Here is a 24,651-nt window from a genome sequence, read left to right as displayed (position 1 = left end):
TTCGAGCCGATGATCAGGACTGTCGAAGCGAGTACCCGGGTGCCGGCCGCCCGGTGGTACGACAGCTTCCATGCAGCGGCCGTCGTCCTGGAGGCATTCGGGCACGACCGGCCGGACGCAGGCAGGTGCGTGGCGGTGGTGTCGACGGATCTCGGTGTCTGGGTGTTCGAGGGTGACCCGCGGTCGACGGTCGACGCGTTCGTTCATGCCGTGGAGCGGGCGATCGTCGCCGGCGGGCAGGCGTTCGTGTTGGGATGCGCCAGGGTGACCGGGGTCGATCAGCGGGTGGTCCGGACCCTCCGGGTTCCCGACGGCGACAGGATGGCGGCGGCCGCGGCGCTGGCGCGTGAACTCGTCGGCGACCCGCAGCCTCTGATCAGAACAGCACCGGGTCGTCGAACCCCGGAGCGTGTTCGAGGGCCAGTAGTTCGCGCTTGGTGAGCGTGCCGCCACCGGCGGAGAAGCCGCCCACCTGCCCGCCTGCGGCGAGGACGCGGTGGCACGGGATCACGATCGGCAGCGGGTTGCGGCCGAGGGCCTGACCGACGGCCTGCGCGGCCCCCGGCTTGCCGAGTTCCGCCGCGATGTCACCGTAGGTGAGTGTGGTGCCCGGGTCGATTGCGCGGGTGAGTTCGTATACGGTGCAGTCGAATTCGGGGACTCCCTCGAAGTCGAGGTCGATCCACCGCAGATCGTCGAGTGCGCCGCCCAGATGTTCGCGTATCCCGTCGATGGCCCGCTGGACCGGCGCAGGCGGCTGGTGCTCCACCGCATCCGGGAAGCAGTGTTCGAGACGCTGCCGGGTGGATTCGGGGGAACCTTCGGGCAATTGCACACCCACGATCCCGGCGGCCCGCCATGCGATGGCGCAGGTGCCGAGGGCCGTGTCGAACAGGGCGATTCCTGTGGTCACCAATCCAGTATGCCTCCCACATCCGACGTTCACCTTCCGTTGACCACGGTTCGGCATCCTCGAAGCTCGCCGACCGAGGAGATGTTTTCGTGTATCTGTCCCGCCGTGCCCTGCTCCGCTCCACCGCACTCGGGTTGCTGGCCGTGCCCGCTGCCGCGTGCTCCGACTCCGGCAGCGCGGGTCCGTCGCTGGTCCGTGACCGACCCACCCTCACGCACGGTGTCGCGGCCGGTGACGTGCGAGCAGACGGTGCGCTCGTCTGGGCGAGGTCCGACCGTCCCGCCACGATGATCGTGGAGACCTCGGCCACCGAGTCCTTCACCGACCCGGTGCGATTCGAGGGTGGACTGCTCACCCCGGACGCGGACGGCACCGGGCGGCTGCGTGTGACCGGACTACCCGCCGGGCAGCAGGTGCACTACCGGGTGACCCTCGAAGGTGACGACGGCGCCACCTCGGAGGCGGTGACGGGTGTATTCCGCACCGCTCCGAGCGCCGCAGGCGACATCCGGTTGCAGTGGTCCGGGGACACGGCGGGTCAGGGATACGGAATCAATCCGGACATCGGCGGAATGCGAATCTTCGACACGATGGCCGCGCGCGACCCACACTTGTTCCTGCACTCGGGCGACGTCGTGTACGCCGACGGTCCGCTGAAGGAGTCCGTCACGCTGCCGGACGGACGCGTGTGGCGGAACACGGTCAGCGAGGCGAAGAGCGTTGTCGCGCAGACGCTGGACGAGTACCGCGGCCAGTACGCGTACAACCTCACCGACGACAACTACCGCAGGTTCAATTCCTCTGTGGCGCAGATCGTTCAGTGGGACGACCACGAGACGGTCAACAACTGGTACCCCGGTGAGGTCCTCGACCTCGACGCGTACACGGAGAAGAACGTGGACGTGCTGGCACAGAGGGCATTCCAGGCGTACCACGAGTGGCTGCCGGTGGAGCCGGCCGACGCGGTCGACGGTCGTGTGTACCGCAAGATCGGATACGGCCCACTGCTCGACGTGTTCGTCCTCGACATGCGCACCTACAAGGACGCGAACGGAGTCAACACCGGTGCGGCCGGGCAGATTCTCGGTGCAGCCCAGAAGGAGTGGCTGATCCGGGAACTCGGTGCGTCCACGGCGACGTGGAAGATCATCGCCAACGACCTCCCGCTCGGGGTGGTGGTCCCGGACGGCGACACCGCGTTCGAGGGCGTCGCGAACGGGGAGCCCGGTCAGCCGTCGGGCCGGGAATCCGAGATCGCCCAGGTGCTGTCGGCGATCAAGGCGGGACGGATCACCGGGACGGTGTGGCTCACCGCGGACGTGCACTACACCGCCGCGCACCGGTACTCGCCCGACCGCGCCGCGTACAAGGATTTCGACGAATTCTGGGAGTTCGTCTCCGGTCCACTCAACGCGGGCGGTTTCGGTCCCAACGACCTCGACGCCACGTTCGGCCCCGAGGCCGTGTTCGTGCACGCGCCGCCCGCACCCAATTCGTCGCCGCTCGACGGATACCAGCACTTCGGGGAGGTGTTCATCGACGGGCAGACGTCGGAGTTGCGGGTGGACCTCCTCGACGCGGCCGGGACGGTGCTGTTCAGTCAGCTGCTGCCGCCGCCGGCGCGCTGATCGCCTGGAGAAGGCCAGTCCGGATCTTCTGGACTGCTCGACTGGTCGGGAAAGATCCCGCCGAGTGGGGCGCCGATCCGGAACTGCTCCAGGCGAAACACGCCCTTACCTCCCTCTTTGGGACCGTAGTGCGCGACCGCCGCGGCCAGGAGAGCCATGCATGCGAGGGTGATCAGTGTCGTCATGGATTCGAGCCTCGCCAGAACTGGCTTTGAGTTGAATAGCCAAGAGGTTGATACTGGACTGCATGATGACTCGCGTACTCGGTGCACGCTCCCTGGCCAGGGACCTCGGTAACTGGCAGGACGACAGCGGCCGCCGGTCGGCCGCGAGGCCCGCCTACCGGGCGCTGGCCGACGGGATCCGGTTACTCGTGCACGACGGCCGCATCCCGCTGGGGGTCGCGCTGCCGAGCGAGCGCGAACTGGCGTCGATGCTGGAGTTGAGCCGGACCACGATCACGTCATCGTATTCGGTACTCCGGGACGAGGGGTATCTCATTAGCCGTCAGGGGTCGCGCAGCACCGTCGCGCTGCCGCTGGGGGCACGGCAGAACGGGCTGATGTTCCGGGCGCACCAGCCCGGTTCCGACAGCTCGGTGGTCGACCTCAGCTACGCCGCGATGGCCGCGCCCGCGGAAGCGGTCGAGCAGGCCTACGCCTATGCGTTGCAATCGCTTCCGCAGTTCCTGCCGACTCACGGGATGGAGCCGGTGGGGATCGGCGCGTTGCGGGACGTCATCGCGGCGCGTTACCGGGCGCGGGGGCTGGAGACCTCGCCCGAGCAGATCATGGTCACCTCCGGTGCTCAGCACGCGCTGCGGCTGCTCCTCAACGTGCTCACGGCGCCGGGGGAGCGGGTGCTGGTCGATCACCCCACGTACCCCAACGCGCTGGAGGCGATCCGCAGGGTCGGTGCGCGTCCGGTCCCGGTGCCCGTCCGTCCGGAGGGCGGTGCGTCCGGGGCGTGGGATCTCGACGGAATCCGCAGCGCCGCCCGGCAGACCGCGGCCCGGATGGCGTACCTGATCCCGGACTTCCACAACCCCACCGGACTGTGCCTCGACGCGTCCGGGCGGGCCGAACTGGCGCGGATCGCGCGCGACACCCGCATGACCCTGGTGGTGGACGAGACGATGGTCGACCTGTGGCTGGACGAACCGTCACCGGGGCCGGTCGCGGCGCACGGCAGGGGAGCCGCGAAGTCGGAAGTCGTGACGATCGGGTCGGCGGCGAAGTCGTTCTGGGGCGGGCTGCGCGTCGGCTGGATTCGCGCCGATCCGGCGCTGATCACCCGGCTCGCCGGGGCGCGGGCCGCGGTCGATCTGGGCACGCCGGTGATGGACCAGCTCGCGGCGGCGCATCTGCTGTCCGACGACGAACTCGTCCTCGCCCGGCGCCGGGCGGAACTGCGGGAACAGCGGAGCGCGATGCTCGACGCTCTCGCCGACCGCCTGCCGGACTGGGTCCCGACCATCGGTTCGGGAGGAATGTCGCTGTGGCTGCGCATGCCCGCGCCGGTGTCGACGGCGCTGGCCGCGACGGCCCCCAACTTCGGGGTGCTGCTGGCGGCGGGACCGCGGTTCGGGGTGGAGGGCGCGTTCGAGAGGTTCGTCCGGCTCCCGTACGCGCGGACGTCCGACGAACTGCGCCGCGGTGTCGACTGCATCGCGGCAGCGTACGAGACGCTGGCCGTCGACCGAGAGCTCGCGGAACCGTCCCTCGTCGTCTGAGCACGTGAGTGGCGAAGMGTGCCGGAACACGCATCGCCACTCACGTGGGGGTCAGGTCCAGACGGTGTCGATGTCGACGCCCTCGCGGGCAGGCGGGGTGGGTACGCCGGCCGGGGTGCGGGAGAACCGCGGCGCCGGGGCGTGCTGCGTGACGCCGTCGAGATCGATCAGCGATCCGCGGGCGGCGATGTGCTCGTTGGACGGCGCCTCCGCGAACGTCAGCACGGGCGACACGCAGGCATCGGTGCCGAGGAAGATAGCGGCCCACTCGTCGCGGGTCTTCGACAGGAACTTCTCCGCGAAGACCTTCTTCATCTGCGGCCACGCCGAGATGTCCATCTGCTGCGGCAGTTCGGCGGGGTCGAGTTCGAGGCCCTGCAACAGCAGAGCGTAGAACTGCGGCTCGATCGAGCCGACGGCCATGTACTTGCCGTCGGACGTCTCGTAGGTGTCGTAGAACGGCGCGCCGGTGTCGAGCAGGTTGACACCCCGCTCGTCGGACCAGACGCCGCGGCCGCGGAACGCCCACATCATGTGCGAGAGGGCCAGCGCGCCGTCGACCATGGCCGCATCCACGACCTGGCCCTTGCCGGACGACTGGCGTTCCACCAGCGCCGACAGGATCCCGAAGATCAGGAACATCGAACCGCCGCCGAAGTCGCCGACCATGTTCAGCGGCGGCACGGGACGTTCACCCTTGCGGCCGATGGCGTGCAGGACACCGGTCAGCGAGATGTAGTTGATGTCGTGCCCGGCCGCGCTGGCCAGCGGGCCCTCCTGGCCCCAGCCCGTCATCCGTCCGTACACGAGTCGCTCGTTGCGCCCGAGGCAGACGTCCGGGCCCAGGCCCATGCGCTCGGTGACACCGGGGCGGAAGCCCTCGATCACGACGTCCGCGCGCTCGATCAGACCGAGAACCTTCTCCACCTGCTCGGGGTCCTTCAGATTGGCCTCGACGACGCGACGACCCCGCTGGATCTGGTCGTACGGGCCGTCCGGCGGAATCACTCCGGGACGCTGGACGCACACCACGTCGGCGCCGAGATCGGCCAGGAGGGCGGCGGCGTGCGGGCCCGGTCCGAGGCCTGCGAATTCGACGACGCGAATGCCCGCGAGGGGGCCCTTCTTCTCTGTAACTGGAGCAGACACGCGAGTTCCTCATTCCGGTACGAGACAACCTGTCGAATCGACGTTAACTTGCGACCCTCGGTCCGTGTGCCCCGGGTCACGGGATACCGCCGTCAGTGAGCCCGCGCTCTTGCCTGCCCGCGGGTGCGCGGGGCACAGTTGATTCATGAGTCTTCAGGGTGAGCTCGTGAGTTTCGTGGCCAGCACCGATCTGGACGTCTCGGAGATGTTCTACGTGGAGACCCTGGGGCTGACGCTCGTCTCACGGGACGAGTTCGCGTTGGCCCTCGATTGCAACGGCTCCCTGCTCCGGGTCACGCTGGTGCAGGCGAAGGCCGACACCGGGTACACGGTGCTGGGGTGGAAGGTCGGCGACCTGAACAAGGTCGTCGAAACACTGCGCAGCAAGGGCATCGAGTTCACCGAGTACCCGGGCATGGATCAGGACGAGCACGCCGCCTGGCGCGCCCCGGACGGCATCCGCGTCGCGTGGTTCCGGGACCCGCACGGCAACGTGCTGTCGCTCTTCGAGGAACCGAACTGACCGGCGTCAGCGGCGGGCCGCACCGCGGCCGGCGAGCAGTGCCTCGGTGGCGTCCCACAACCGCGCGGCGAGTTCGGCGTCACGTGCGTCCTTGCTCGGGTGAACAACCTTGCAGCCCTTGACGTATTCGCCGGTGAACTTGCCGCTCTCCGTCGCGGTGGCGGTCCAGACCACCGTGTCCGCTGCCTTCGCGACGTCCGACGCGAACGGGGTCAGGAGTGTCCCCACCACCTGGTAGCCGAACAGACCCCGCCCGAGGGAGGTGCCGCGGACGAACCCGGGGTCGGCGCAATTGACGACCAGCCTCGCCGGATCGGACCGGCGCGCCAACTCGCGGGTGAACAGGGTCAGGGCGAGTTTGGAGTTGTTGTACGCACGCTGGCCGTGGAACGTGTCCTTCGTGCCGTCGAGGTCGTCGAAGTCGAGGTGCCCGCCGCGATGTCCCGACGAGCTGACGTCGACGATGCGTGCCGGATGCCGGTAACCGGCGGCGTCGGCGGTCGACGCCTGCGCCATCGCCGGAGCCAGCGACGTCGCCAGCACGAACGGCGCGAGATAGTTCACGGCGAACATCTCTTCGAAGCCGTCCACCGTCAGTTGACGATGCCCCACGTCGATGCCCGCGTTGTTCACCAGCACATCGATCCGCGGGAACCGGTGCAGCAGTTCCTCCGACAGCCTGCGTGCACGGTCGAGCGAGGACAGGTCGGCGAGCGCCGAGTTCAGCCGGTCGCGGTCGGTGTTCTCGGACAGTTCGGCGATCACCGCGTCGATCCTGTCCTGGTCCCGGCCGACCAGAACGACGGTGGCCCCGCGGCGTGCGAGTTGGCGGCAGGTCTCCAGGCCGAGCCCCGAGGTGGCACCGGTGACCACCATGGTGCGGCCTGCGAGATCGTTCGACTCGGTCATTCTCGCCTCCCGAATGCAGGTCTCTACGAGACTAGGGCAACCGGGAGGGTCGCACCGGGGAACGAAAACACCGCGAATCCGCCCGCGACTGCCGCCGGCTAGCGTCGGTGCTCGTACCCCAGCCAGGCGCGTCGACGCTCACCGAGCGGATCGTTCTCCACCCGGCTCGTCGCGTCGATGATGAGCGTCTCGCGGCGCTCCGGCGAGTACCGGGGCCATCCGGGTGCCGGGGTCCCGTGCCGGGCGAAATGCAGCCAGTGCGACTGAACGGTGTCGGTGACGGCCCGCAACCCGCGGCGGCCCCCGAGCGCGGTGAGCAGCCGCGCCCACGGCCCGGTCAGCCCGAACACCGCGTACATCTCCGTCGCGTGGGTGGCGCCCAGCCCGAGGATGTGAAGCAACCGGGGTGCGAAGTCGTACCGGTAACTGTAGGTCGGTGCGACGGTCGTGTGACCCTGCGCGCACAGGACGGACGGTTCCCAGAACGTGACGTCACCGCCGAGGTCCGCGGCCGCACGCCTCCCGGGATAACCGGGGTAGGCGGCGATGGCCCGTTCCTTCACCGACGCGTCCACGTGCGAGAACATCTTGTCGATCCGGGCGGGATCGGTGGGCAGGATGTTCAGGAACCGGGGAAAGACCCTGCCCTCGTGGCGGTTCGTGCCGATGATCAGCGGAACCGGGTGCCCGGAACCGGACGCGAAGCAGTCGAGCGGATGCGTGGGAAGGAAGAAGCCGTCGACGACGGGCGCGAACGCGCGGGTTCCCGGTTCCTCGTCGGCGCCCCGGTGCGCCAGTGTCGTCCCCGCTTCGACGAAGTCGGCCGGGTCGGCGGTCGCGAGCCACGTCGCGGCCTCGGAGAGCGGGACCCCGGCGATCTCGAGGAATTCGCGCGACCACCGCGCCGCCCGCTCGGGGTGGTACGCCGACGCCACCGGAGGGCTCTCCGCGATGGCCCGCGCGAACAGTCCTTTCGCGGCGGGGGTGGTCATGAGTGTGGTGACGGCGTTGGCGCCCGCGGATTCGCCGAAGACGGTGACGTTGTCGGGGTCGCCGCCGAATTCGGCGATGTTGCGTTGCACCCATTCGAGTGCGGCGACCTGGTCTCGGAGTCCGAGGTTGGAGTCGAAAGGTCGTTCGGGGGTGGAGAATTGGGTGAAGTCGAGGTATCCGAGCGATCCGAGGCGGTAGTTGATCGACACGTACACGATGTCGCCGCGGCGGACCAGCGATTCGCCGCTGTAGAGCGCCGAGGACGAAGACCCGCCGGAGTAGGCGCCGCCGTGGATGAACACCATCACCGGTCGCGGCGACTCGGATGTGGACCCGGGGGCGAGCACGTTGAGGGTGAGACAGTCCTCGTCGGTCCCATCGCCCTGCGGTGCGGGGGACCCGAAGTGGAAGGCCCGCCGGACCCCCGACCACGGTTCGACCGGGTGCGGGGCCCGCAACCGCAGCGGCCCGACGGGGGGAGCGGCGTAGGGGATACCCCGCCAGGCAGTCAGGTCGTCGATCCGGCGTCCTCCGACGGCGCCGGCTTCGGTGTGGACCTCGAGAGCGCTCACAGGCCCTGCCCGTAATAGCCCCGGTACCCCTCCCAGGCCAGCCTGCGCTCCCGGCGCGGATCGTCCTGGACGGTGGTGACGGTGTCGAACACGAGTGTTGCCCTCCTATCGGTGTCGTACTGCGGCCACGACGCCAACGGTGTTCCCTGCGAGGCGAAGTGCAGCCAGTGCCGCTGCACGGTGTCCGTCACGTCCTTGAGCCCGCGACGACCGCCCGGCAGGGTGAGGCCGCGGCCGATCAGGGTGTCGGCGATGTCGAACACCGCGAACAACTCGAATCCGTGTGTGGCGTCCAGTCCGAGCCATTTCATGGCGCGCGGAGCGAAGTCGAAACGATAGCTGAAGGTGGGGGCGAACGCGGAATGGGCCTCGGCCAGTTCGATCGACGGCTTCCAGAACGTGAGGTCGCCGCCCAGGTCGGTGGCCGCGTCCGGCGCCGGGTAGCCGGGATACGCGGCGGTGACGCGGGCCTCGGCGCCGGGGTCGGTGAGTGCGAACATCCGCCCGATCCGGTCGGGGTCGGTCGGCAGCGCGTCGAGGAGTTTCGGGAACAGGGTGCCCTCGCGGGCGTTGGTACCGATGATCAGCGGTACTCGGTGCGCCGAGCCGTCGGCGAACGCGTCGAGCGGCGGCTTCGGCAGGAAGTCGCCGTCGATCACGGGTCCGAACGGGTGCAGTCCCGGCGTCTCCGACAGCACTTTCGCGCCGAGACGATTTCCGGCCCGGCCCAGTGCGCCGACCGGTGACGAGGCGAGGGCCTCTGCGGCGGTGTCCGGTTCGGCCCCGAGCAGCGTCACGTAGTCGGATGCCCACCGGGCGGCGCGGTCGGCGGTGGTGACGAGGCCGGGGGCGGAACTCTCCGAGATGGCCCGCGCGAACAGTCCTTTCGCGGCGGGGGTGGTCATGAGTGTGGTGACGGCGTTGGCGCCCGCGGATTCGCCGAAGACGGTGACGTTGTCGGGGTCGCCGCCGAATTCGGCGATGTTGCGTTGCACCCATTCGAGTGCGGCGACCTGGTCGCGGAGTCCGAGGTTGGAGTCGAAAGGTCGTTCGGAGGTGGAGAATTGGGTGAAGTCGAGGTATCCGAGCGATCCGAGGCGGTAGTTGATCGACACGTACACGATGTCACCGCGGCGGACCAGCGACTGTCCGCCGTAGAGCGCGGTCGCCGACATGCCCAGCGTGTACGCGCCGCCGTGGATGAACACCATCACCGGGCGTGCCCCGGACGTGCCGGGCGTGGCCAGCACGTTGAGCGTCAGGCAGTTCTCGCTGGACGGCTGATACTTGCCTGGCCGGAGAGCGGTGAACTTCTTGTGCTGCACGGCGGCGTCGCCGAATTCGGAGGCGTTGAACTCACCGGACCACGGCGTGACCGGCTGGGGTGCGCGCAACCGCAGCGGCCCGACCGGGGGAGCCGCGTAGGGAATTCCCCGCCACGCGACCAGGTCGCCGACGCGCCGGCCACGGACCACCCCTGCGGTCGTCCTCACCAGCGTGTCGGTTGTGAGAGTGTCAGACGCCATGTCGGAAACTATACGGAGACCGCCTGAGGGGGCTTTTACCTCCGCCGACGGTGTTCCGTTCAGCTCAGCGCCGCGCCTCCAGCAGCCGCAGCCACACCTCGCTCACCGTCGGGTACGACGGGACCGCGTGCCACAGCGTGTCCAGCGGCACCTTCCCGACCAGCGCGATGGTGGCGGCGTGGATGAGCTCGCCGACATCCGTGCCCGCGAACGTCGCCCCGACCAGGGTGTCGGTGGCCCGGTCGATCACGAGCTTGGCGTGACCACTGAAATCGTCGCGCGCCAGTGACGAGCCGGCGACGGCGATGTCGACCTCGACGGTCTCCACGTCCACGCCGGCGTCGCGTGCCTCCTTCTCGGTGATCCCGACGGCCGAGACCTCCGGGTCGGCGAACACCACCTGGGGAACCTGGCCGTGATCGGCGGTCGCCCGGAAGCGGGCCCCCTCCAGCGGCCTGCCCTCGGCGCGCGCGGCGATCACGTCGCCGCAGACGCGGGCCTGGTATTTGCCCATGTGAGTGAGCAGCGCGCGGCCGTTGGCGTCGCCGACGGCGTACAACCATTCGTCCGCCGTCGTCAGGTGGTCGTCCGTGGTGAGGTATCCGTGGGAGTTCAGCAGTCGCGCGTCGAGGCCGAGCGCCGCCGTCGCCGGCGTGCGCCCGGTCGCGACGACGACCTCGTCGACGACGAGCGGCTCCTGTCCCGCCACGTCCAGCGTCACCGGGCCGCCGTGGATGCGGCCGATCCCCGTGTCCCGGGCGTCGGCCCGCTCGACGCCGCGAAGGTCCGCGCCGAACAGGATCCGCGCACCCTTCTTCTCCAGCGAGCGGGCCACCCGCTCGCCGGCGAACGGCTCGTTCTTGGGGAGCAGTGCCCGGCCGCGCACCACCATCGTCAGTTCCTCGACACCGAGGTCCAGCAGCCACGTCGCGCTCTCACATGCCACGACGCCGCCGCCGATCACCGCGACCCGGCGCGGAATCTCTCTCAAATTGGTGGCGTCCCGCGAGATCCACGGCAACGCCGCCCGCAGGCCGGGGGTGTCGGGGACCGCGGCGGTCGTCCCGGTGGCGACCACGACGGCGTGCCGGGCGCGCAACCGGCGGGACTCGCCGACCGTCACCGTGCGGTCCCCGGTGATGCGTGCCGATCCGCGGATGACGTCGATCCCCTGCGAGTCGGCCCACATCACCTGCGAGGAGTCGTCGTGGTTGCCGGTGAACGAGTCGCGTCGCGCCAGCACGGCGTCCACGTCGAGCGGACCGGCCGACACCCCGGGCATGTTGCGCGCCGCCCCGAGGACCTCACCGGGACGCAGCAGTGCCTTGCTGGGCATGCACGCCCAGTAGGAGCATTCCCCGCCGACGAGTTCGTGTTCGATCAGTGCCGCGGTGCGGTCGCTGCCCGCGATGGCGTAACTCGCCGCGTTCTCACCGGCGGGGCCGCCTCCGATCACGATGACATCGAACTCTTCCGCGCCGCTCCCCGAGTCAGTCATACCTGTAACCGTAAGCCGGTCGGTGGTGGATGTCAGAGGTTCAGGCGGGCCCCTCGCGTTGTTACCCGCGGGTAGATAGTGTGGCGGAATGAGACGGCAGAAGATTCTGATCACCGGGGCCAGCTCGGGACTCGGCGAGGAGATGGCTCGCCGGTTCGCCGCCCAGGGACGAGACCTCGCGCTGTGTGCGCGACGCGTCGAGCGGCTCGAGTCCGTGCGTGACGAGTTGCGGGCGGCGCATCCCGGGATCACCGTCGCCATCCGCGAACTCGACGTCACCGACCATGACGCGGTGATCCGCGTTTTCGGGGAACTGCGCGCCGAGCTGGGCGGGCTCGACCGCGTCGTCGTCAACGCCGGACTCGGCAAAGGGGCCCGGATCGGAACGGGCCGGGCCGACGCCAATCTCGCCACCGTCCGCACCAACTTCGTCGGTGCCCTGTCGCAGTGCGAGGCGGCGCTCGGCATCTTCCGCGAACAGAACGCCGGGCACCTGGTGCTCGTGTCCTCGATCAGTGCCGATCGTGGTCTGCCCGGCCCGAAGGCGGCGTACTCGGCGAGCAAAGCGGGAGTGTCGGCCCTCGGCGAGGCGCTCACCGCGGAGCTGGCGAAGAGTCCGATCGTGGTGACCACGCTGCTGCCCGGGTACATCGCCACCGACATGTCGGGCAGGGCCGGCGACAGTGCCAAGATGACGGCCACCCTCGACGACGGCGTCGATGCGATGGTCGCGGCCATCGAGAAGGAGACGAACCGCGCTGCGCTACCCGGAATCACATGGCGAGGAATCGACCTCGCATTGAGATTCCTTCCTCATGCATGGACATCCCGGTTCGTGTAGGACTGACCTATGACGACCGCCCAGGAATCCTCGTCCCTCGGCCTGCAGCGTTCGAGGCCGCGTGTCGTCATCGTCGGGGGAGGGTTCGGCGGAATCCACGCCGCCCGGCGGCTCCGCGACGTCGACGTGGACGTCACCCTGCTGGACCGGGGAACCAGCCACCTCTTCCAGCCGCTGCTCTATCAATGCGCGACGGGGTTGCTCTCCGAGGGCGAGATCAGCAGCCCGCTGCGGCACCTGCTGCGCGGCAATCGCAACGTGCACGTCGCCCTCGGGGAGGCGCACGCGATCGACGCCGTCAGCAGGGTCCTGACCGCCAGTCGCTTCGACGGATCCACATTCGACCTGCCCTACGACTACCTGATCGTCGCCGCGGGCATGCGACAGACGTACCACGGGCACGATGAGTACATCCAATGGGCGCCGGGGATGAAGACCCTCGACGACGCGCTCGCCATTCGCCGGAAGCTGATCTGCGCCTTCGAGATGGCCGAATCGCTGCCCACCGCGGAGGAACGCAGGCCGTGGCTGACCTTCGCCGTCGCGGGCGGTGGGCCCACCGGGGTCGAACTGGCGGGCCAGATCCGGGAACTCGCCGTGCACGCTCTCGCCCACGAGTTCCAGTCCATCGACCCCTGCGAGGCCCGGGTTCTGCTGTTCCACGGCGGCGACCGCGTTCTCCCGTCGTTCAATCGGAAACTGTCCGCGGCGGCGCAGCGCACCCTCGACAAGATCGGCGTCGAAACGCACCTCGGGGTGCACGTCACCGACGTCTGCGAGACCAGCATCGAGACGACGGCCAAGAATGCTGCGCGCACCAAGAAGCGCTACGGGGCTCGCACGATCCTCTGGACCGCGGGCGTCGAGGCCGTGCCGTTCGCGGCAGCTCTCGCGAATGCGCTGGGCGTGAAGCAGATTCAGGGCGGGCGCATCGCCGTCGAACCCGACCTCACCGTGCCCGGACACCCGAACGTCTGGGTGATCGGCGACCTGATGTCGCTGAACGACCTCCCCGGCGTGGCCGAGGTCGCGATGCAGGGCGGCAAGCACGTCGGTGGGTGCATCGCCCGCACGGTCGCGGGGGGAACGCCCGACCGCAAACCCTTCAAGTACCGCGACCTGGGGAGCGCGGCGTACATCGCCCGCAGGCATGCGCTGCTTCAAGCGGGCCCGATCCGGATGTCCGGGTTCCTGGGCTGGGTGTCGTGGGGCGCCATCCACATCGCGTTCCTCGCCGGGTACCGCAACCGGTTCGGCACCCTGCTCAACTGGGCCGTCACGCTGGCGTCGCGGACGCGCCGGGAGCGGGCGATCACCTACGGCGATCCGCAGTCGGCGCGTCAGCCCTACGCCGAACCCGCGTCCGAGTCCTGACTCACCAGCCGCGGGCATCGAGACCGTGCCGGGCGAGGACGGTCGTCGCCCGCTCCCGGAGTTCCGCGCGGTCCGGACTGTCCAGCGATTCGAGCGCGAGGGTGTAGCTGCCGCCGAATCGGCTGAGATAGGCGGACAGCCGGGTGCGGCTGGTCACGACACCCGGATGCACGGCCCGGGTGGCGATGCCCGTGGCGCGGTGACCGCCGATCGAGACGAGCGCCTCGGGTAGCGGTCCGATGTTCGAACACAGCACGTCCCGTTCGCCGGGGTTACCCGTGAGGGCGTGCGCCACCCGGTCGGGGACCAGTTGCAGCATTTCCTCCGGGAACCCGGCCGGGCTCGTCATCGCGGGCGCGGAGAACGCCGCGCGGCTCGCGGCCCGCACATCCGCGACGGTGTCCTGCGGGCCGACATCCACCTCGACCATGGCGACGGAGTTCGCGGTACCCGACGAGGTGGCCGCGCCCCGCAGGTCCATCGGCACACTGATCGTGAGCGGGCGGGACTCGCCGTCCCGCCGCGCCAATTCGGCCACCACGGCCAGGAACAGGCTGTTCGGGGTTCCGCCTGCCTGCTCCGCGGCGGCGTCCCACTGCTCGGCGTCCACGTCCAGCACCGCCGACGCAGGTGAGTGGCAAAGTGTGCCGGGGGACGCTTTGCCACTCACGTGCAGGAAGCGGCGGAGTTCCGCGCGACGGGCCCCGCTCACCACGAGACCGGTGACCGCACGCACGGTTCCCTCCGTCACGCGGCGGGCGAGCCGGGTGGCGTCCCACATGTCCGCGACAGCGCCTTCCGCACCTCCCTGATCCGACGGGGGTAGTCCCCGCAGCGCCGCCGCGATGGCGGCCGCCAGCCCGCGCGCATCCGCGATCACGTGCGAACACACCAGCGACAACACCGTGCCTCCGCCCGCCGGTCGTGCGCACGCCAGACGCCAGGCGGGACCCCGCTCGGGGTCCACCGACAACGAGCCCTGCTCGTCGGCCCACGCGAGGACCGCCCCGGCCTCGATCTCCGCGTCTTCGACGGGAAAGGCGTCGGTACTCGGCTCGAACCGGGGCCGCGCGCCGGGAATCCGCGGACGCACCACCCGCCTGCCCAGCGGTCCGCGGGCGAAGTCTGCGCTCAGGGCATCGAGGGTCGAGGCGGTCACCTCACCGTCGGTACGCCACAGGCCCTGCATCACGATCGGCGTTCCCCACCCCCGATGGGTGCGCAGGAACATCTCGTCGACGACGCTCAATCGGGCGCTCACCAGCGAAGTGTACGACCGGTCGAGGTGGTCGCAGGAGGCCGACCTCTGGACAGCCGGCGCATACTGGAAGTGCAGCGCTGTACGGACCGCACACGGAGAACACCATGGTTAGCGTCGAGAAATGGAAGGTGTGGGGTTCCGTCGTGGAAGTCGACGTCACCGAAGGCGCCGCCCTACCCGAGGCTGCAGCGCTGATCGCGGCCGTCATCGACGAGACCGAATCGGTCTGCGACATCCACCGCGGCGACGCCGAGATCCACGCCGTCAACCTCTCGCAGGGCGCGCCGGTGAAGGTCAGCCGGCGGATGTCCGCACTGCTGCGGTCGGCGCTCTGGGCCGCCCGGATGACCGACGGGGTGGTGAACCCGCTCGCCACCGAATCTCCTGACGAGGACCTGATCCCCACCGTGCACCCGGCACCCAGCTTCCTCGACGTCCAGATCGACGACGACGTCGTGTTCGCGCCGTGGGGCGCCTCGTTCGACATCACCGACACCGCCAAGGCCGACACGGTGGACCGGGCGGCGGAACTGGTGGCCCGCCAACTCGAGTGCGGGGCCGCCGTGCGTATCGGCGACGTCGTCGCGACGGCCGGGCACTGTCCCGCCGGCGGCTGGCAGATCCCGGTGCCCGGCGACGGCGAGGTCGAACTGGTGAACGGGACGGCGATGGCGACGGCGTTCGCGCCCCCGGCTGCCGAACCGCCCACCGCCACCGAGTGGGAGACCGTGTCGGTGATCGCCGACGACGCGCTCTGGGCGTACGCGGCCAGCGTCGCTGCCCTCGCCCGCGGCATCGGTGCGATCCGCTGGATCGAACAGCACGAATTGCGCGCCCGGTTGGTGGACCGGTCGGGCCGGGTCTACACCACCGAGAGCTGGTGAATCAGGCCCGTCCGCGCTGACGGCGGTACCAGCGCACCAGGCTGTCCGTCGACGAATCGCTTTGCGCGGCCGGTTCTTCCGCCGCGGTGAGCACCGGCTGCAACTCGACGGCCTGCGTCTTGCCGAGCTCGACACCCCACTGGTCGAACGAGTCGATGCCCCACACGACGCCCTCGACGAACACCTGGTGCTCGTACAGGGCGATCAGCTGTCCGATCACCGACGGGGTGAGTTTGGGTGCGAGGATCGTGGTGGACGGCCGGTTGCCGGGCATGACCTTGTGCGGCACCAGATGTTCGGGCGTTCCCTCGGCCGCGATCTCCTCGGCCGTCTTGCCGAACGCCAGGACCTTCGTCTGGGCGAAGAAGTTGCTCATCAGCAGGTCGTGCATGCTGCCGGTGCCGTCCGCCGTGGGCAGGTCGTCGGTGGGTTCGCCAAAACCGATGAAATCGGAGGGGACGAGCCGCGTGCCCTGGTGCAGGAGCTGGTAGAAGGCGTGCTGCCCGTTGGTTCCGGGTTCGCCCCAGAAGATCTCACCGGTGGACGTGGGGACGGGTGTGCCGTCGGCGCGCACCGACTTGCCGTTCGATTCCATCGTCAACTGCTGCAGATAGGCCGCGAACCGCACGAGGTCGTTGGAATAGGGCAGCACGGCACGGGATTCCGCGCCGAAGAAGTTCGAGTACCAGAGGCCGATCAGGCCGAGCAGGACCGGCGCGTTCTCCTCGAGCGGCGCCGTCCGGAAGTGTTCGTCCACGGCGTGGAAGCCGGCGAGGAACTCCGCGAAACGCTCCTTGCCGATCGCCGCCATCACCGACAGCCCGATGGCGGAATCGACCGAGTACCGGCCACCCACCCAATCCCAGAATCCGAACATGTTGGCCGTGTCGATTCCGAACTCCGACACCCGATCCGCGTGCGTCGAGACGGCGACGAAATGCTTTGCGACCGCTTCGTTTCCGAGGCCGAGACCGCCCAGCAGCCACCGACGCGCGGCGGTGGCGTTGGTGAGCGTCTCGAGCGTCGAGAACGTCTTGGACGCCACGATGAACAGGGTGGTGGCCGGGTCGAGGCCCTGCAGGCTGCGCACCAGGTCGGCGGGGTCGACGTTGGAGATGAACCGGACGCTGATGCCCGCGTCGGCGTAGTGCCGCAGCGCGCGGTACACCATCACCGGACCCAGATCCGATCCGCCGATCCCGATGTTGACGACGGTCTTGATTCGCTCGCCCGTCGCGCCGCGCCATTCACCGGAGCGCACCCGATCCGTGAAGTCGCCCATGCGGTCGAGGACCTCGTGGACGTCGGCGACGACGTCCTGCCCGTCGACGACGAGAGACGCGTCGGCGGGCAGCCTCAGCGCGGTGTGGAGGACGGCGCGGTCCTCGGAGGTGTTGATGTGCTCGCCCGCGAACATCGCGTCCCGGCGTGCCTCCAGGTCGGCACTGCGCGCCAGTTCGAGGAGCAACCCGATGGTGTCGCGGTCGATGCGGTGCTTGCTGTAGTCGATGTACAGGTCGCCGGCCGAGACGGTGAGCTCCTGCCCGCGTGCCGGGTCCTTCTCGAAGAGTTCTCGAAGATGGACGGACTGAATTTGAGCGTGATGATCACGCAATTTCTGCCAGGCAGCGGTTCCGGTGATGTCTGAGCTCACGAGATTTGAGCTTAATGCCCGCGCGTCGAAACTTCCGTGCGAACTTCGGTGCGGCGCATGATGGACGTCATGGATGCTGTCGAACTCATGCGAACCGTTCCCACAACCCTCTTCCTCGGCGGCGAGAAGCGTGACGCCGAGAACGGCGCCACGTTCACCGTTTTCGACCCCGCGACCGGTGACGCGCTCACCGAGGTGGCGGACGCCAGTCCCGCCGACGCGATGAAAGCGCTCGACGCCGCGGTCGCGGTGCAGCGGGAGTGGGCGGCGACGCCGGCACGTGAGCGCGGGGAACTGCTCCGCGCGGTGTTCGAGAAGATCACGGCCCGGGCCGACGACTTCGCGCTGCTGATGACGCTGGAGATGGGCAAGGCGCTGCCGGAGAGCGCGGCGGAGGTCAAGTACGGCGCCGAGTTCTTCCGGTGGTTCAGCGAGGAGGCCGTGCGTATCGCCGGCCGCTACACACCGGCACCCGCCGGGAACGGACGCATCCTGGTGACCAAGCAACCCGTCGGGCCGTGTCTGGCGATCACACCGTGGAACTTCCCGCTCGCGATGGGCACCCGCAAGATCGGACCCGCACTGGCGGCCGGCTGCACGATGATCGTCAAACCCGCCTCCGAGACTCCGTTGACGATGCTCCTGCTCGCCGAGGTGATGGCCGACGCGGGGCTCCCGAAGGGCGTGCTGTCGGTGCTGCCGACGTCGAAGTCGGGGGAGGTGACCGGTCCACTGCTCGACGACCCGCGGCTGCGGAAGCTCACGTTCACCGGCTCGACCGGGGTCGGCCGGATGCTCGTCGAGAAGTCGGCGAAGGGGCTGCTGCGCACGTCCATGGAACTCGGCGGGAACGCGCCGTTCGTGGTCTTCGACGACGCCGACGTGGACAAGGCGGTGGCGGGCGCCGTCCTCGCCAAGATGCGCAACGGCGGCGAGGCCTGCACCGCGGCCAATCGCTTCCACGTCGCGAACAGTGTGCGGGAGGAGTTCACCGCGAAGCTCGTCGACAAGCTGTCCTCGTACACGCTCGGACCGGGCACGGACTACGACACGACGCTCGGCCCGCTGATCAACGCGGACCAACTCGAGAAGGTCGGGGAACTGGTGCAGGACGCCGTCGGCGCCGGTGCCCGGGTGCGGCTCGGCGGGGTCGCACCGGAAGGTCCCGGTTACTTCTACCCGGCGACCGTGCTGGACGAGATCCCCGCGCAGGCTCGGATCCTGAAGGAGGAGGTGTTCGGGCCGGTGGTCGCGATCGCCGGGTTCGACACCGAGGAGGAGGGCATCGCCGCGGCCAACGACACGGAGTTCGGCCTGGCGTCGTACATCTTCACCCGGGATCTGGACCGTGCACTCCGGGTGGCCGACGCCCTCGAATCGGGCATGGTCGGCATCAACCGGGGAGTCATCTCGGACACCGCTGCCCCCTTCGGCGGCGTCAAAGCGTCAGGCTTCGGGCGCGAAGGGGGCAGTGAAGGCATCGAGGAGTACCTGGAGACCAAGTACGTGGCACTCGAGCCGTAGCGACCGCCGTCGGGGGACGGGCGGGCCGCTTCGGGAAATCAGTGACCGAGGCGGCCGCGCCCGAGGCGCAGCAGCAGCATGGCGAGTGTGTGGCCTTCCTGGCCGAGCTCGTTGAACCGCTCGAGCACCTTCATCTCACGGCTGTGGACGAGGCGGGGACCGCCGGACGCCATCCGGGTGCGCCCGATGAGCTGCGAGACCTCTGCGCGGCGCTTGATAGCGGCGAGAATCTCGGCGTCGAGCTTGTCGATCTCCTGGCGGAGAACCTCGATCTCGGCCTCGCTGGTGGGCACAGCGGTTTCCTTGGCGGCTGATGCGACGGTCTGAGTGCTCATTGGTTCGTCTCCCTCTTGTCAGAACTTGGATCGTTGTTTTGGCTCGAGTCGTTACCGATCCAGGCTCGTTTGACGAAAAAAGCCCCGGATCCGGTGCGGACCTCGGGGCTCGTGAGCTGTTCAGTTCACGGGCACCGGAGGCCGGTACCCGTAAAAAAATCGCCACAGGGGGCGCGACGGCGGACTGAACATGTGTACCAGTTTGCCATGGCGGTACCGCGCAGGCCAAGCGGCTGTGACGCTGTCGGTACACGCCGGTAAGTTTGATAGTTGATGAACACTATCTCCGGCACCGCTTCTCCCCTGAGCGCCACGTCGACTCCGCACGCCGCTGCACCGGCGCGCGCAGGGTCCGATGCGCTCCTCCAGGGCCTCAACCCACAGCAACGGGAAGCGGTCGTGCACGCCGGTTCTCCGCTGTTGATCGTCGCGGGTGCGGGCTCGGGCAAGACGGCTGTGCTCACCCGCCGCATCGCATATCTGCTGGCCGAGCGGGGGGTGATGCCCGGTCAGATCCTGGCCATCACGTTCACCAACAAGGCTGCCGCGGAGATGCGGGAACGCGTCGCCCACCTCGTCGGCCCCAGGGCCAACAGCATGTGGGTGTCCACGTTCCACTCGAGCTGCGTGCGGATCCTCCGGGCCCAGGCGGCGCTGCTCCCCGGCCTCAACTCGAACTTCTCCATCTACGACGCGGACGACTCGCGGCGACTGCTGACGATGATCGCCAAGGATCTCAACATCGACACCAAGCGCTACTCGGCTCGGCTGCTCGCCACCCACATCTCGAATCTCAAGAACGAGCTCGTCGACCCCGAGCAGGCGAGCGCCGACGCCGACAAGGATCCGGCGGAACTGCCTCGGCTGATCGCCAAGGTGTACGGGCACTACCAGCAGCGGTTGCGTTCGGCGAACGCGCTGGACTTCGACGACCTGATCGGCGAGACGGTCGCGATGCTGCAGGCGTTCCCCCAGGTGGCGGAGTACTACCGTCGACGGTTCCGCCACGTGCTGGTCGACGAGTACCAGGATACGAACCACGCCCAGTACATGCTGGTGCGCGAGCTGGTCGGCGGAACCGCGGACGGCGAGGACGCGGACCACCGGGTCGCCCCGGCCGAGCTGTGTGTGGTGGGCGACGCGGATCAGTCGATCTACGCGTTCCGCGGCGCCACGATCCGCAACATCGAGGAGTTCGAGCGCGACTACCCGGATGCCCGCACCATCCTGCTGGAGCAGAACTACCGCTCCACCCAGAACATCCTGTCGGCGGCCAACTCGGTGATCTCGAAGAACACCGGCCGGCGTGAGAAGCGGCTGTGGACCGATTCGGGTGTGGGTGAGCTCATCACCGGCTACGTCGCGGACAACGAGCACGACGAGGCGTCGTTCGTGGCGTCCGAGATCGACAAGCTCGTCGATTCCGGCGACGCCAAGTTCGGTGACGTCGCCGTGTTCTACCGCACCAACAACTCGTCCCGTGCCCTCGAAGAGATCTTCATCCGGCTCGGCGTTCCGTACAAGGTCGTCGGCGGAGTGCGGTTCTACGAGCGCAAGGAGGTGCGCGACATCGTCGCATATCTCCGTGTCCTCGCGAACGAGGACGACACCGTCAGCCTGCGCCGGATCATCAACACACCCCGCCGCGGCATCGGCGACCGCGCCGAGGCGTGTGTGGCCGTCCATTCCGAGCAGCGGGGCATCAGCTTCGCGGAGGCACTGCGGGATGGCGGTGAGGGCCGCGTACCGCTGCTGAACACCCGTTCCCAGAAGGCCATCGCGTCGTTCCTCGAGCTCATGGACGGACTGCGGGTGATGCTCCCGCCGGAGACCACTGCGGATGACGTCGTCCCCGACCAGCTCGGCGACATCGGCGACGTCGTCGAGGCGGTCCTGGAGCGGACGGGCTACCGCGCCGAGCTCGCGGCGAGCAGCGACCCTCAGGACGGGGCGCGTCTCGACAACCTCAACGAACTCGTGAGCGTGGCGCGTGAGTTCAGCTCCGACGCGCGGAACGCGGCCGGCCTCGTGGAACCGCCGGAGGACGGCGACGTCGACGCCCGGGACGGTGAACCCGATCCCGGTTCCCTCGCCGCGTTCCTCGAACGGGTGTCCCTGGTCGCGGACTCCGATCAGCTACCCGACAACGACGAGGGCGTCGTCACGCTGATGACCCTGCACACCGCGAAGGGGCTCGAGTTCCCCGTCGTCTTCGTCACCGGGTGGGAAGACGGTCAGTTCCCGCACATGCGGGCTCTCGGCGACCCCACGGAACTGTCGGAGGAGCGCCGGCTCGCATACGTGGGCATCACCCGTGCCCGGCAGCGGCTGTATCTGACGCGGGCCGTCATGCGGTCGGCGTGGGGCCAGCCCATCCAGAACCCGGAGTCGCGGTTCCTGCAGGAGATCCCGTCGGATCTCGTGCACTGGCGTCGTGAGGACCCGGGCACCGGTATCGGTTCGGGGGGTGCGATCGGCGGTGGCCGTGCGCGTGGATCGGGATACGGCGGCCAGGGCTTCGGTGGCGGTTCCGGTTACGGCGGCGGGTCGGCGGGCACGCCGAGCTTCGGCGCCGCCCGCTCCCGCAACAACAACCTGGTGCTCACGGTCGGCGACCGTGTCAGTCACGACAAGTACGGCCTCGGCACGGTCCTCGAGACCAAGGGCGCAGGGCCGACCGCGACGGTCACCATCGACTTCGGCAGCGCGGGCAAGGTCCGGCTGATGCTGATCGGTGGCGTCCCGATGGTCAAGCTGTAGAGACACGAAAGACGACTGCGGCGCATGCAATGCATGCGCCGCAGTCGTGTGTTCAGGTGGTGCCGAGAGGTTTCGGTCAGTCCATCTCGGGGCCGAGGCTGATGCCGCGGGAGGCCAGCCAGGGGAGGGGATCGATCTTGTTCTCGCCGGCGAGGTGAACCTCGAAGTGCAGGTGCGGGCCGGTGGAGAAGCCGCGGTTGCCGACGGTCGCGATCTGGTCGCCCGCCATGACCTTCTGGCCGACGGTGACGGTGGAGGTGTTGATGTGGCCGTAGACGGTGATGGTGCCGTCGGCGTGCTTGAGGCGGACCCACATGCCGAACCCGGAAGCCGGACCCGAGTCGATGACCTCGCCGTCGGCGACGGCCACGATGGGGGTGCCGATGGGGGCGGCGATATCGACGCCTGCGTGCAGGGTGCCCCAGCGGCTTCCGAAGTTGGAGGTGAAGGTTCCCACGGCGGGGAGGACGAACAGGGGGCGGCGGGCAGCGGCTTCGCGGGCGGCGCGCTCTTCGCTGAAACGCTGTCCCTTGGCGAGCAGGTTGCTGAACTGCGACAGGTCGGTCGGGTTCGCGATGTTGAGGACCTGCGGGGCGTTCGAATCGGACGCGGCGGTGTCGGCGACCGTGGAGAACTGGGCGGCCTGTGGCTCGGCGGTGGTTCCGATGGTGCTCGACTCGTCACTGGCGAGGGCGACCTCGGAGTGGTCGGAGGAGCTGGACGATCCGCTGGTGACGGCAGCCTGGCCTGCGGCGACTACGGCGCCCGCTGCGACGGCGAGGACTGCGGCGCGACCTTTGAGAGCTGAGGGAGGAGTCGGGATGCGGTGGGCTCCGCGGCGGGAGTGGGAGGGTGCACCCTCGAAGGACTCGGAACCGCTGCGGGGGGTGAAGCCGGGAATCTCGGACTCGGTGTCGATGGTCTCGAAGCCGTTGCCGGCGTCGACGCTGTCGGGGGTGGAGCGTGTGGACTGCGAATTGCGGAAGAGCATGCGTGAAATCTCAGAACTATCGGTCTCGGGATAACGCTCGACCGACCTCGAGGGGTACGTGGGCGCGACTTCGTCGTTGTGACCCCGCAACTCGTCATCGTGGTGACTCACAAAACGGCTGGCCGTGAACTGGCTGCGATGGTGCATACGCCCGTCCCCCTCCTGCTCGTGACCTGCCTGTGACTTAGACCTTGGCGACGGTAACGAAACGGTTGCGATGCGCGCAACCTGTAACGCGGAGGAACGGCTACATGTGACGGGCATCACAAACTGAGCTGGGGAAACGTCGAACCCACTTTTCGTCTCGGTTCAATCTCGCCCCTGAATACGCGTGTCACAACGTGGGGGAGGCAGTGGGTTAGCGCTAGCGTCGGCCTGTGGCGTCATCAACTCGATCTCCGGACGGGCGTAGGGCCGAGCCCGAACGTATTCCCTCGTCCGGCGGCACCGGTCTGACGGCCGTCGAGGAGCCCGATCCCGCCCGTGCGCGCCGGGGGTGCGTGCTCGCGGTCGTCCTGGGTCTCGTCGGGGGAGTGGGAGTGGCCTCGGCGCCCGTCCTGCACGCCGTCCGTTCGGCCGACGGGGTGGCCGCGCCGTCCGCGATCGGCGCAGCCGCACTGTGGGCTGCCGTCTTCGCCCTCGCCCCATCCGTTCTCGCCGTCCTCGCGCTTCTCGCCCGGCGCACCGCGGTGGCGGGTGCGCTGCTGGCCGGTGCCGGTGCGATGTCCCTCGGCGCCGCCGTGCTCGACACGCAGCTGTGGACGGACGCCATCGACGCCAATCGACTCGAATTGTTCCGGCCCGAGACGGCGGCCGAGCTCGCCGCCGGGTCCGGCGCGTACGCCGCCCTCGGCGGACACCTGCTGATCGCCTTCGCCGGCCTCCTCGGCATGGTCGCGGTCCACCGGGAATCGCTGATGGACGGTTACGGCGACGCCCGCAGCTCCGAACAGGTCGGACGGGCGACCGGCGCCCGTGTCGGATTCCTGCCGTCCGCGGTCGCGGTGGTCGCCGCCGTCGTGCTCGTCGGCGCGCTGTTCGCTCCTGCCTTCGTGTCCGAGGATCCGGTCATCCTCGTCCCGACGGTCGTGGAGTCGGACCTCGCCGCGTCCGCAGGCGCCGGGCTGCTGGCGGCGGCCGTTCTGATCGTGGTCGCCTCCGCACTGGCGTCCATCTCGCCGCCCGCCGCGTCCGGTGCGCTCGTCGGGGCCGGTCTGGCCGCGCTCGGCGTGGTCGGGACGCGCCTGGTGGCCGGACTCGCCGCGGGCGAACGGATCCAGCCCGGGCCCGGCGCGGTGTGGGGGACCGTCGGCGCCGGTGTCCTCGTACTCGTCGGTGTCTGCATCCCGATGGTCGACCGAGCTCGCGACAGCAGGATCGTGAAGACGCTCGCCACCCCCTCGTCGTTCGCGCCGGCTCAGGGCGGCCCGGCGAAGAAGGGGGCCGTCGCCCCGTCCGCGAAGGGCGTCGCCAAGGCGGCGCTGCGAGCCGAGGCCGCCGCGGCCCGCGCTCGAATCGCCCGCTGGCACGTCGCCGCCGGGACCACCGGAATCGTCACCGCCGTGCTCGCCGCCGCCGGTGCCC

At 69.2% G+C, this 24,651-nt stretch carries 20 protein-coding genes and 1 pseudogene; 10 read left to right on the top strand and 11 right to left on the bottom strand.

Annotated features, from left to right (window positions below):
- Positions 1 to 9: 9 nt before the first annotated feature.
- Positions 10 to 441, top strand: a complete 432-nt coding sequence (locus AC1D1G_RS20950; protein WP_283331564.1) for a racemase — start codon at positions 10 to 12, stop codon at positions 439 to 441.
- Here AC1D1G_RS20950 and AC1D1G_RS20945 read toward each other — a convergent pair.
- A complete protein-coding gene (locus AC1D1G_RS20945) occupies positions 377 to 970 on the bottom strand; it encodes a methylated-DNA--[protein]-cysteine S-methyltransferase (RefSeq protein ID WP_411194565.1) in 594 nt (197 codons plus the stop codon). The genes AC1D1G_RS20950 and AC1D1G_RS20945 overlap by 65 nt on opposite strands.
- A 32-nt stretch (positions 971 to 1,002) precedes the next feature.
- Here AC1D1G_RS20945 and AC1D1G_RS20940 point away from each other — a divergent pair, with 32 nt between their 5' ends.
- On the top strand, positions 1,003 to 2,541 hold the full coding sequence (locus AC1D1G_RS20940) for an alkaline phosphatase D family protein (protein WP_280784135.1): 1,539 nt from the start codon (positions 1,003 to 1,005) through the stop codon (positions 2,539 to 2,541).
- On the opposite strand, the gene AC1D1G_RS20935 is transcribed toward AC1D1G_RS20940, so the two are convergent.
- A complete protein-coding gene (locus AC1D1G_RS20935) occupies positions 2,514 to 2,726 on the bottom strand; it encodes a hypothetical protein (RefSeq protein WP_283331562.1) in 213 nt (70 codons plus the stop codon). The two genes, AC1D1G_RS20940 and AC1D1G_RS20935, sit on opposite strands and share 28 nt — an antisense overlap.
- A 62-nt stretch (positions 2,727 to 2,788) precedes the next feature.
- Between AC1D1G_RS20935 and yczR the strand changes: the two genes are divergently transcribed.
- On the top strand, positions 2,789 to 4,273 hold the full coding sequence (gene yczR, locus AC1D1G_RS20930; RefSeq protein ID WP_280784133.1) for a MocR-like transcription factor YczR: 1,485 nt from the start codon (positions 2,789 to 2,791) through the stop codon (positions 4,271 to 4,273).
- 51 nt (positions 4,274 to 4,324) lie between these two features.
- On the opposite strand, the gene AC1D1G_RS20925 is transcribed toward yczR, so the two are convergent.
- Positions 4,325 to 5,422, bottom strand: coding sequence for a CaiB/BaiF CoA transferase family protein (locus AC1D1G_RS20925; protein WP_283354054.1), 1,098 nt, complete (start codon positions 5,420 to 5,422; stop codon positions 4,325 to 4,327).
- Between the two features lie 145 nt (positions 5,423 to 5,567).
- On the opposite strand from AC1D1G_RS20925, the gene AC1D1G_RS20920 reads away from it, so the two are divergent.
- Entirely contained in the window at positions 5,568 to 5,945 is a 378-nt protein-coding gene (locus AC1D1G_RS20920; protein ID WP_280784131.1) for a VOC family protein, read from the top strand.
- 6 nt (positions 5,946 to 5,951) lie between these two features.
- Here AC1D1G_RS20920 and AC1D1G_RS20915 read toward each other — a convergent pair whose 3' ends face one another.
- From AC1D1G_RS20915 to AC1D1G_RS20900, 4 genes are all read right to left on the bottom strand, one after another.
- Entirely contained in the window at positions 5,952 to 6,854 is a 903-nt protein-coding gene (locus AC1D1G_RS20915; protein ID WP_283354053.1) for an SDR family oxidoreductase, read from the bottom strand.
- A 98-nt stretch (positions 6,855 to 6,952) separates the two neighbouring features.
- The gene (locus tag AC1D1G_RS20910) at positions 6,953 to 8,419 is read right to left on the bottom strand and encodes a carboxylesterase/lipase family protein (RefSeq protein WP_283331558.1); all 1,467 of its coding nucleotides are present in this window, start codon (positions 8,417 to 8,419) and stop codon (positions 6,953 to 6,955) included.
- Positions 8,416 to 9,945 carry a carboxylesterase/lipase family protein gene (locus tag AC1D1G_RS20905; protein ID WP_477953535.1) on the bottom strand — a complete coding sequence of 510 codons (1,530 nt, stop codon included), beginning with the start codon at positions 9,943 to 9,945 and terminating at the stop codon, positions 8,416 to 8,418. Before AC1D1G_RS20905 ends, AC1D1G_RS20910 begins: the two co-directional genes overlap by 4 nt.
- A 64-nt stretch (positions 9,946 to 10,009) precedes the next feature.
- Positions 10,010 to 11,443: a dihydrolipoyl dehydrogenase family protein gene (locus tag AC1D1G_RS20900; RefSeq protein ID WP_477953534.1), complete on the bottom strand. Its 1,434-nt coding sequence runs from the start codon at positions 11,441 to 11,443 to the stop codon at positions 10,010 to 10,012.
- An 88-nt stretch (positions 11,444 to 11,531) separates the two neighbouring features.
- On the opposite strand from AC1D1G_RS20900, the gene AC1D1G_RS20895 reads away from it, so the two are divergent.
- Positions 11,532 to 12,284 carry an SDR family oxidoreductase gene (locus AC1D1G_RS20895; protein WP_283331555.1) on the top strand — a complete coding sequence of 251 codons (753 nt, stop codon included), beginning with the start codon at positions 11,532 to 11,534 and terminating at the stop codon, positions 12,282 to 12,284.
- Positions 12,285 to 12,293: 9 nt separating this feature from the next.
- A complete protein-coding gene (locus AC1D1G_RS20890; RefSeq protein WP_477953533.1) occupies positions 12,294 to 13,658 on the top strand; it encodes an NAD(P)/FAD-dependent oxidoreductase in 1,365 nt (454 codons plus the stop codon).
- A gap of 1 nt (position 13,659) precedes the next feature.
- On the opposite strand, the gene AC1D1G_RS20885 is transcribed toward AC1D1G_RS20890, so the two are convergent.
- Positions 13,660 to 14,919, bottom strand: coding sequence for a hypothetical protein (locus AC1D1G_RS20885; protein WP_477953532.1), 1,260 nt, complete (start codon positions 14,917 to 14,919; stop codon positions 13,660 to 13,662).
- A 104-nt stretch (positions 14,920 to 15,023) separates the two neighbouring features.
- Here AC1D1G_RS20885 and AC1D1G_RS20880 point away from each other — a divergent pair, with 104 nt between their 5' ends.
- Positions 15,024 to 15,803 (top strand): FAD:protein FMN transferase, encoded by a 780-nt coding sequence (locus AC1D1G_RS20880; RefSeq protein ID WP_009478830.1) that lies wholly within the window; start codon positions 15,024 to 15,026, stop codon positions 15,801 to 15,803.
- Between the two features lies 1 nt (position 15,804).
- On the opposite strand, the gene pgi is transcribed toward AC1D1G_RS20880, so the two are convergent.
- Positions 15,805 to 17,457: a glucose-6-phosphate isomerase gene (gene pgi / locus AC1D1G_RS20875; protein WP_477953531.1), complete on the bottom strand. Its 1,653-nt coding sequence runs from the start codon at positions 17,455 to 17,457 to the stop codon at positions 15,805 to 15,807.
- A gap of 69 nt (positions 17,458 to 17,526) precedes the next feature.
- Here pgi and AC1D1G_RS20870 point away from each other — a divergent pair, with 69 nt between their 5' ends.
- Positions 17,527 to 18,981 (top strand): NAD-dependent succinate-semialdehyde dehydrogenase, encoded by a 1,455-nt coding sequence (locus AC1D1G_RS20870; RefSeq protein ID WP_477953530.1) that lies wholly within the window; start codon positions 17,527 to 17,529, stop codon positions 18,979 to 18,981.
- A 38-nt stretch (positions 18,982 to 19,019) separates the two neighbouring features.
- On the opposite strand, the gene AC1D1G_RS20865 is transcribed toward AC1D1G_RS20870, so the two are convergent.
- Positions 19,020 to 19,316, bottom strand: coding sequence for a chorismate mutase (locus AC1D1G_RS20865; RefSeq protein ID WP_005238528.1), 297 nt, complete (start codon positions 19,314 to 19,316; stop codon positions 19,020 to 19,022).
- A gap of 273 nt (positions 19,317 to 19,589) precedes the next feature.
- On the opposite strand from AC1D1G_RS20865, the gene pcrA reads away from it, so the two are divergent.
- Positions 19,590 to 22,076, top strand: a complete 2,487-nt coding sequence (gene pcrA, locus AC1D1G_RS20860) for a DNA helicase PcrA (RefSeq protein WP_477953528.1) — start codon at positions 19,590 to 19,592, stop codon at positions 22,074 to 22,076.
- 76 nt (positions 22,077 to 22,152) lie between these two features.
- Here the strand turns inward: pcrA and AC1D1G_RS20855 are convergent, their stop codons facing one another.
- Positions 22,153 to 23,214 (bottom strand): M23 family metallopeptidase, encoded by a 1,062-nt coding sequence (locus AC1D1G_RS20855; protein WP_283354044.1) that lies wholly within the window; start codon positions 23,212 to 23,214, stop codon positions 22,153 to 22,155.
- Between the two features lie 230 nt (positions 23,215 to 23,444).
- Here AC1D1G_RS20855 and AC1D1G_RS20850 point away from each other — a divergent pair.
- Positions 23,445 to 24,651: pseudogene (locus AC1D1G_RS20850) on the top strand (hypothetical protein); the annotation flags it as partial.

This window comes from Rhodococcus sp. P3_B8 (genome assembly GCF_056402775.1).
Note: the sequence above shows the minus strand (reverse complement) of the source record. Positions and strands in the feature narration are given on the sequence as shown.